This is a genomic window from Mesorhizobium sp. M4B.F.Ca.ET.089.01.1.1 (assembly GCF_004022605.1).
GTDB lineage: Bacteria > Pseudomonadota > Alphaproteobacteria > Rhizobiales > Rhizobiaceae > Mesorhizobium > Mesorhizobium abyssinicae.
This window is the reverse complement of record NZ_RZOS01000277.1, coordinates 1-7,650: the sequence shown is the minus strand read 5'-3', so window position 1 is coordinate 7,650 and position 7,650 is coordinate 1. Positions and strand designations below refer to the sequence as shown.

The following is a 7,650-nucleotide window of genomic DNA, read 5'->3' as shown; positions in this document are numbered from 1 at the left end:
GCAACCGCCAGCTTGCCGATCCCACGCGTCTGGCCGACCGGATTTTCCAGACCGGCCTCGACCTCTTGCGCCGGGAAGCCGACGGGACAAAATACCGGCTGCTCGGCATCGGCGTCGGCGATCTGTCCGATGACGGGAAGGCCGACCCGCCCGACCTGGTCGACATCCAGTCGCGCAAGCGCGCGCTGGCCGAGGGCGCCATCGATTCATTGCGCGACAAGTTCGGCAAGAAGGCCGTGGAAACCGGCTATACGTTCGGCAGGGGCCGCGGCGCCAATCCGCCGGAGCCGATCGAGGAGTGATCGAATCCGGCTTCCGCCCCTCACGTGCGTTTGAGATCGATCCGGCTTGTCACCACCGTCTTGCCGGTTTTCGGATCGGCGTCTGTCACGGTGAGCCGCATGCCGTCCCCGCTCGTCTTCTCGACGGTTAGCCGCGCTGTCCGGTCGCCATTCACCTCTTTGGCCCATCGGATTGCGAGGCTGAGCGCATTGCCCGACCGCTTGCCATTCAACTGCGCCGGCCCGGTACGGGAGCCGACATAAACGCCGGTATAGCCCTTGCCGTTGGATTTCAAATCCGCGCTGATCGCCCGCGTCACCAGCACGAGACCTCGGCAATTGCCGTCGAGCGACAGCGAAGTCGACGTCGCGCCGGAGTTGAAGGTGCAAGAGACGTTCACCGTCGGGGCATTGGTCGTCACCTTGACGGTGCCGTTGCCGGCGAAACTGCCCTGGAACGAGCGCAGGAAATCGGCATCGTCGGCATGCGCGGGGCTCACGGCGGTCAGGCCGCCGGCGAGCAGAAGCAGCAGCATTGATTTCATCGAAGGTCTCCCCCGGTAGAATCGGAAATGCCTAAGCGCGGATACAGGGACTCGAACGCCTGCGGCGACCCCAGGTTCCGCCTTCAACGTGACTGTTTCTTAACGCCGCATCGGCTGGCCCAGTCGAATGCGCCGACTAGCGGTTGCCCTCGAAGGTCCGGCTTGCGACATAGCGCGCATGGCACCCGCTCCCTCGATCCCCAAGGCCGCGTTCTGGATGGCGCTGTCGATCGCCTCGTTCCTGGCGATGTCGGTCGCCGGCCGCGCCACGACGGCGGAGCTCAACGTCTTCCAGGTGCTGGAGCTGCGCTCGGTCATCGGCTTCCTCATCCTGCTGCCGCTGGTGATGATGAGCGGCGGCTTCGCGGCGATGCGCACCGAGCGTCCGCTCGCCCATCTTGCCCGCAACATCGTCCACTATTCCGGTCAGGCCGCCTGGCTCTACGCGCTCACCCTGATCCCGCTGGCGGTGCTGATCTCGATCGAGTTCACGACACCGATCTGGACCGCCATCCTCGCCGTCAGCTTCCTTGGCGAAAAGCTTTCGCGGCCAAGGCTGGCGGCGATCGTGCTCGGGCTGATCGGCGTGGTCATCATCGTACGGCCCGGGCTAGGCACCATGAATCTGGGGGAGCTTATCGTACTGGGCGCAGCGGTTTGCTTCGGTACCTCGGTGGTGTTGGTCAAGTCGCTGACCCGCACCGACAGCGTCGTCAGCATCATCTTCTGGATGCTCATCATCCAGTCCGTGCTCGGCCTGGCTCCGGCGCTCTACGAATGGCGCAACCCGCCGCTCGAGCTCTGGCCGTGGATCGTGGTGATCGCCTTCACCGGCATGTCGTCGCATTTCTGCATGGCCCGCGCCCTTACCCATGCCGACGCCACACTCATCTCGCCTATGGATTTCCTGCGCGTGCCGCTGTCGGCGTTGATCGGATGGCTGCTCTACCACGAGCAGATCGATGTCTTCACCGCCGGCGGCGCACTGCTGATCCTGACGGGCAACCTGCTCAACCTGCAGCGCAAGGCACCGCAGCCGGCCGAGATCGCCGCTTCATAGCGGCGCTGCGCGCCACCTCCGCGACATCAGACCGGCCTCGCCTCGATAACGCTGATGCGTGGCCCCGCTTCGATGATATCGGCGACCTCGAAGCCGCCCTTTGCCAGCAGCGACCGAAACTCTTCGGCCGTGCGCTCCTCGCCGCCGGGCGCGACCAGCATGTTGAGGTCGGCGAATTTGGCCGTCGCCCCTTCATTGGGCGGCGCGAGCACGGCCTCGAACACCAGCAGCTTCCCGTCCGCGCGCATGGCCTTGCGGCAATTTTTCAGGATCGAGATGTTGGTCTCGTCGTCCCAGTCATGCAGGATCCATTTGAGCAGCAGCGCGTCCGCCGCTGAGGGCAGCGCCGCGAGGAAATCACCACCTACGATGTCGCAACGTTCGGCCACGCCTTTCTCGGCCATCACCCGGCCGGCCGCAGCCACCACATGCGGCTGGTCGAACAGAATGCCGCGGCTGCGGGGATTGGCGGCGAGGATTTCGGCGAGCAGCGCACCTTGCCCGCCGCCGACATCCATGATGACCGGGAAGCGCGAGAAATCATAGGCCGCAAGGATCGCCGCCGCGACGCCGCGCGAGTTCGCCGCCATCGCAAGATCGAAAATGCCGGATTCCTCGGGGTGTTCGGCCCGGTATTCCCAGACGCCCTTGCCATGCGCGTGGCGGAACGCATTCCTGCCGCACTGGATGCTGTAGAGCAAATCGCTCCACGCCTGCCGATAGTAAGGCCGACCGACAAACGCCGCCCAGGGCGCTGCTGAATGCTCGGCGTCGGAGCGCAAGGCGCCGCCGAGCGGCGTCAGCGAGAACTGCCCGTCTTCCGCCTCGTGAAATATGCCGGCCGCCGCGAGCGCGCGCAGCAAGCGGTAGAGCGCGCGCGGATGGGTGCCGGTCAGGCTCGCGAGATCGACGGCCGAGCGCTTGCCATCCTTGATGTGGTCGGCGATGCCGAGCATCGCCGCGACCGAGATCGCTTGCGACACCCGGTACTCATTGACCATGCGTATCACTTCGAAAGCGGCTGTTCGCGGGTCCATGCCTCCCCCCATCCGCAGGCTTGGAGATGGTACCGCTTCTCCTAGATAAGTTCCACTTCCACCACGCCCTGCACCGCGCGCATGGCGGACGCGATTTGCGGCGAGACGCGGTAACGACCCAAATCGATCTCGATCTCGCCCTGCGCTTCTCCCTTGAGAAGGATGATGCTGACCTGGCTGTCGCCGCGCTGCTTGAGCTGGGCCTGAATGATCGACGATGGCCTATCGTCCCTGACAAAGATGCGTAGGGCCTTCTGGATGCGGCTGGCCTCATCCTCCAGCGACTGCACCGTCTGGATGCGCAGATTGATGCCCTCCGGCCTGTCTTCGGCCGAAACCGTGATCACCACCGAGCGGCCAGGCTCCAGCATGTCGCGAAATTGCGCCAGGCCTTCGGAGAACAGCACCGCCTCGTATTGCCCCGTCGTGTCGGAAAATTGCACCACGCCCATCTTGTTGCCGGTGCGCGTCTTTCGCTCCTGCTTGGTGGTGACCGTGCCGGCGAGTCGCCCGGCGGCGGCACCTCGCTTGACGGCGGCCGAGAACTCCGCCCAGTTCTGCACCCGCATCTTCTGCAGCGCCGCTTTGTACTCGTCCAGCGGGTGCGCCGAGAGATAGAAGCCGACCACCTGGAATTCGCGGTGCAGCCGGTCGGCCGCCAGCCACGGTTCGGTCGCCGGCAAATTGAGCGCCTGCGACTGGGCGCCGAGCGAGGCGCCGAATATGTCGGCCTGGCCGGAGACGGCATTCTGCTGCGCCAGAGAGGCCAGCCCCATCATCCGCTCGACGCCGGCCATCATGGCGGCGCGGTCATGGCCGAAGCAGTCCAGCGCGCCGGCCATGATCAGGCTTTCGAAGACGCGCTTGCCGACGATCTTCGGATCGACCCTTTCGCAGAAGTCGGCCAGGCTCTTGAATGGTTTTTCGCCGCGCATGGCGACGATGTGCTCGACCGCCGCGTCGCCGACGCCTTTGAGCGCGGCCAGCGAATAGAAAATCTTGTTCTGGCCGACCTCGAAGGGGCGGAAGCTCGACATCACCGACGGCGCCACCACCTCGATGCCGAGCCGCAGCGCATCCTGGCGGAAATCGGCGAGCTTGTCGGTGTTGCCCATGTCGAGCGTCATCGATGCCGCGAGGAATTCGACCGGATAGTGCGCCTTGAGGTAGGCGGTCTGATAGGACACGACCGCGTAAGCCGCGGCGTGCGACTTGTTGAAGCCGTAGTCGGCGAACTTCGCCAGAAGGTCGAAAATGAAATCGGCCTGCGGCTTGCCGACGCCGCGCTCGACCGCGCCCGTGACGAAGCGCTCGCGCTGCTTGTCCATCTCGGCGCGGATCTTCTTGCCCATGGCGCGGCGCAGAAGGTCGGCTTCGCCGAGCGAATAGCCGGAAAGCTCCTGCGCGATCTGCATCACCTGTTCCTGGTAGACGATGACGCCCTGCGTCTCCTTCACCAGATGGTCGATCTTGGGATGGATCGAGGCCATCTCCTCCTCGCCATGCTTGCGGGCGTTGTAGGTCGGGATGTTCTCCATCGGGCCGGGGCGGTAGAGCGCCACCAGCGCGATGATGTCCTCGATGCAGTCCGGCCGCATGCCGATCAGCGCCTTGCGCATGCCGGCGCTTTCCACCTGGAACACGCCGACCACCTCGCCGCGCGACAGCATGGCGTAGGTATCGGGATCGTCGAGCGGGATCGTTGCGAGATCGATGTCGATGCCGCGACGGCGGATCAGCTTCACCGCTGTCTCCAGCACGGTCAGCGTCTTCAGGCCGAGGAAGTCGAACTTCACCAGCCCGGCCTGCTCGACATATTTCATGTTGAACTGGGTGACCGGCATGTCCGAGCGCGGATCGCGGTACATCGGCACCAGCTCCGACAAAGGCCGGTCGCCGATGACGATGCCGGCGGCATGGGTCGAGGCATGGCGATAGAGGCCTTCGAGCTTCTGCGCGGTATCGAGCAGCGTCTGGACGATCGGCTCCTTCTCTGCCTCCTCGGCAAAGCGCGGCTCGTTGGCGATGGCGTCCGCCAGCTTGACCGGATTGGCCGGATTCTGCGGCACCATCTTGGAGAGCTTGTCGACCTGGCCATAAGGCATCTGCAGCACGCGGCCGACGTCGCGCAGCACCGCGCGCGCCTGCAGCGTACCGAAGGTGATGATCTGCCCGACCTGGTCGCGGCCGTATTTCTGCTGGACGTAGCGGATCACCTCCTCGCGCCGGTCCTGGCAGAAGTCGATGTCGAAGTCGGGCATCGAGACGCGATCGGGATTGAGGAAGCGCTCGAACAGCAGCGAGAAGCGCGGCGGGTCGATGTCGGTGATGGTCGTCGAATAGGCGACCAGCGATCCGGCGCCCGAACCGCGTCCCGGCCCGACCGAAATGCCTTGCGACTTCGCCCATTTGATGAAGTCGGCAACGATCAGGAAGTAGCCTGGGAATTTCATCTTCTCGATGATGCCGAGCTCGAAATCGAGCCGCTCGCGATATTGCTCGACCGTATAGCCCGGCGTCGGACCGTGCGCGGCCAGCCGCGCCTCCAGCCCTTCGCGCGCCTGGCGGGCGAGCTCGGCAGCCTCCGCCTTCTCCGCCGCGTCCTTATCGGCGATATCGCCGCCGGTGAAGCGCGGCAGGATCGGGCTGCGGTTCTTCGGATAGTAGGAACAGCGCAGCGCGATCTCGACCGTGTTGTCGATCGCTTCCGGCAGGTCGGAGAACAGCTTCGCCATCTCCGCCTGGCTGCGCAGGAAATTGTCCGGCGAGAGCCGCCGGCGATTGTCGGCGGCGACCACCGAGCCCTCGGCGATGGCGACCAGCGCGTCATGCGCCTCATAGTCGTCGCGCTTGGAGAAGAACGCCTCGTTGGTGGCGACCAGCGGCAGATCGTGGCTGTAGGCAAGGTCGACCGTCGATTTCTCGATCATGCGCTCGTAGCCCTGGACCCGCTCCAGCTCGACGTAGAGCCGATCGCCGAACATCGCCTTCAGCGTCAGCAGCCGCTGCTCAGCGAGGTCGCGGCGGTCCTCCTTCAAGGCGCGGCCGATCGGACCGCGCGGACCGCCGGTCAGGCAGATCAAGCCGTCGGATTGTCCCTCGAGCATCGCGCTGGTCAGGTGCACCGGCTCGCCGGGCGGCGTTTCAAGGTAGACCCGGCTGATCAGCCTGACCAGATTGGCGTAGCCGGCCTCGGTGGCGGCGATCAGCACGACGGCGTGCATCTCCGGCCCCTGGCGGCGGCGGTCGCGCTGCCCATCGCCCGCCTCGCCGGAAAAGGCGAGATCGATCTGGCAGCCGAGGATCGGCTGGATGCCGTCCTTCACCGCCTTCTGTGCGAATTCCAGCGCCCCGAACAGATTGTTGGTGTCGGTGACGGCGATCGCCGGGGACTCGTCCTTGACTGCATGGCCGACGATGGCGCCGAGCTGCAAGGCGCCTTCGAGCAGCGAATAGGCAGAGTGCACGCGCAGATGGATGAACGGCCGCGCCGGCGTTTCCGGACGCGCTTCCTTTACCGCTGCTTCGCGCAGCAACGGGTCGCGTGGAAGTCGTTCATCCGCCATGGGGCTCGCGTCGCTCGAAAGGACTCAACAATCAGTGCAGATGTATTGTCCGGGAGCGCGGGATGCGAGTCCAGCGATCTCCTGTGCACAGGTCAGGCGAATTCCATGATCACCGCGTCAACGGCGAGGCTGTCGCCCGGCTTGGCGTTGAGCCTGGACACGGTGAGGTCGCGTTCGGCGCGCAGCACGTTCTCCATCTTCATCGCCTCGACCACGGCCAGCGTCTCGCCGGCCTTGACTTCCTGTCCCTCGGCGACGGCGATCGACACGACGAGGCCCGGCATCGGGCAAAGCAGCATCTTGGACGTATCCGGCGGCAGCTTTTCCGGCATCAGCCTTTCGAGCTCGGCGGTGCGCGGCAGCATGGCCTGGGCCATCACCGACATCCCTTTCCAGGCGATGCGTAAGCCGTTCAGCGCCGGGCGCACCTGTGCCGCGACCGTGTTGCTCCCGACCGTGCCGCGCCAGATCAGATCGCCCGGCCGCCAGTCGGACGCCACCGTCAGCGGCTTGCCGCCATCGATCGACAGATCGACTTCCATCGGGATCGAGACCATGCCTTCGAGAACAGCGGCCGAAAGGTAGTCGGCACCGATCTTGACCACCCAGTCCCGCTTGACGATGCCCGAATGCGGCGCCAGCCGTCCGCTCAGCCGGTCGAGCCGGTCGCGGCGCAGCAGCTCCATCGCCGTTGCGACCGCCGCCAGCACCGCCTTTTCTTCGGCGTCCGGCGCAATCGGCGCGAATCCGTGCGGATATTCTTCGGCGATGAAGCCGGTCGACAGCCGCCCCTCGCGCCAGCGCGGATGCTGCATCAGCGCCGCCAGGAACGGAATGTTGTGCTCGATGCCATCGACGACGAAACTGTCGAGCGCCTCCGACATGGCGTCGATCGCCTCGATCCTGGTCGGCGCCCAGGTGCAAAGCTTGGCCACCATCGGATCGTAGAACATCGAAATCTCGGAGCCTTCGGTGACCCCGGTATCGTTGCGGATGACCACATCGCCGAACGTCCCCTCCTCCGGCGGCCGGTAGCGCGTCAGCCGGCCGATCGAGGGCAGGAAATTGCGGTACGGATCCTCGGCATAGAGGCGGCTTTCCACCGCCCAGCCGTTCAGTTTCACGTCGCTCTGCTTGATGGCGAGAAGCTCGCCATCAAGC

At 65.3% G+C, this 7,650-nt stretch carries 5 protein-coding genes and 1 pseudogene; 2 read left to right on the top strand and 4 right to left on the bottom strand.

What is annotated here, in order from left to right:
- Window positions 1–302 (top strand): annotated as a pseudogene (locus EN780_RS22525) (DNA polymerase IV); the annotation flags it as partial.
- A 20-nt stretch (window positions 303–322) separates the two neighbouring features.
- On the opposite strand, the gene EN780_RS22520 reads toward EN780_RS22525, so the two are convergent.
- Window positions 323–826 carry a hypothetical protein gene (locus EN780_RS22520; protein ID WP_127391872.1) on the bottom strand — a complete coding sequence of 168 codons (504 nt, stop codon included), beginning with the start codon at window positions 824–826 and terminating at the stop codon, window positions 323–325.
- A gap of 178 nt (window positions 827–1,004) precedes the next feature.
- Here EN780_RS22520 and EN780_RS22515 point away from each other — a divergent pair, with 178 nt between their 5' ends.
- A complete protein-coding gene (locus tag EN780_RS22515; protein WP_128275357.1) occupies window positions 1,005–1,886 on the top strand; it encodes a DMT family transporter in 882 nt (293 codons plus the stop codon).
- 26 nt (window positions 1,887–1,912) lie between these two features.
- On the opposite strand, the gene EN780_RS22510 is transcribed toward EN780_RS22515, so the two are convergent.
- The 3 genes from EN780_RS22510 to EN780_RS22500 all read right to left on the bottom strand — a co-directional run.
- Complete coding sequence (locus EN780_RS22510) at window positions 1,913–2,923, bottom strand: methyltransferase (protein WP_127311401.1); 1,011 nt, start codon at window positions 2,921–2,923, stop codon at window positions 1,913–1,915.
- Between the two features lie 41 nt (window positions 2,924–2,964).
- A complete protein-coding gene (gene dnaE, locus EN780_RS22505; protein WP_128275356.1) occupies window positions 2,965–6,489 on the bottom strand; it encodes a DNA polymerase III subunit alpha in 3,525 nt (1,174 codons plus the stop codon).
- A 92-nt stretch (window positions 6,490–6,581) separates the two neighbouring features.
- On the bottom strand, window positions 6,582–7,650 hold a 1,069-nt coding region (locus tag EN780_RS22500; protein ID WP_128275355.1), incomplete at its 5' end, for a biotin/lipoyl-containing protein.

Excerpts from the sequence above, each read along its gene's own strand:
- EN780_RS22520 (WP_127391872.1), bottom strand. The coding sequence starts at position 826 with ATGAAATCAATGCTGCTGCTTCTGCTCGCCGGCGGCCTGACCGCCGTG.
- EN780_RS22515 (WP_128275357.1), top strand. The coding sequence starts at position 1,005 with ATGGCACCCGCTCCCTCGATCCCCAAGGCCGCGTTCTGGATGGCGCTG.
- EN780_RS22510 (WP_127311401.1), bottom strand. The coding sequence starts at position 2,923 with ATGGACCCGCGAACAGCCGCTTTCGAAGTGATACGCATGGTCAATGAG.
- dnaE (WP_128275356.1), bottom strand. The coding sequence starts at position 6,489 with ATGGCGGATGAACGACTTCCACGCGACCCGTTGCTGCGCGAAGCAGCG.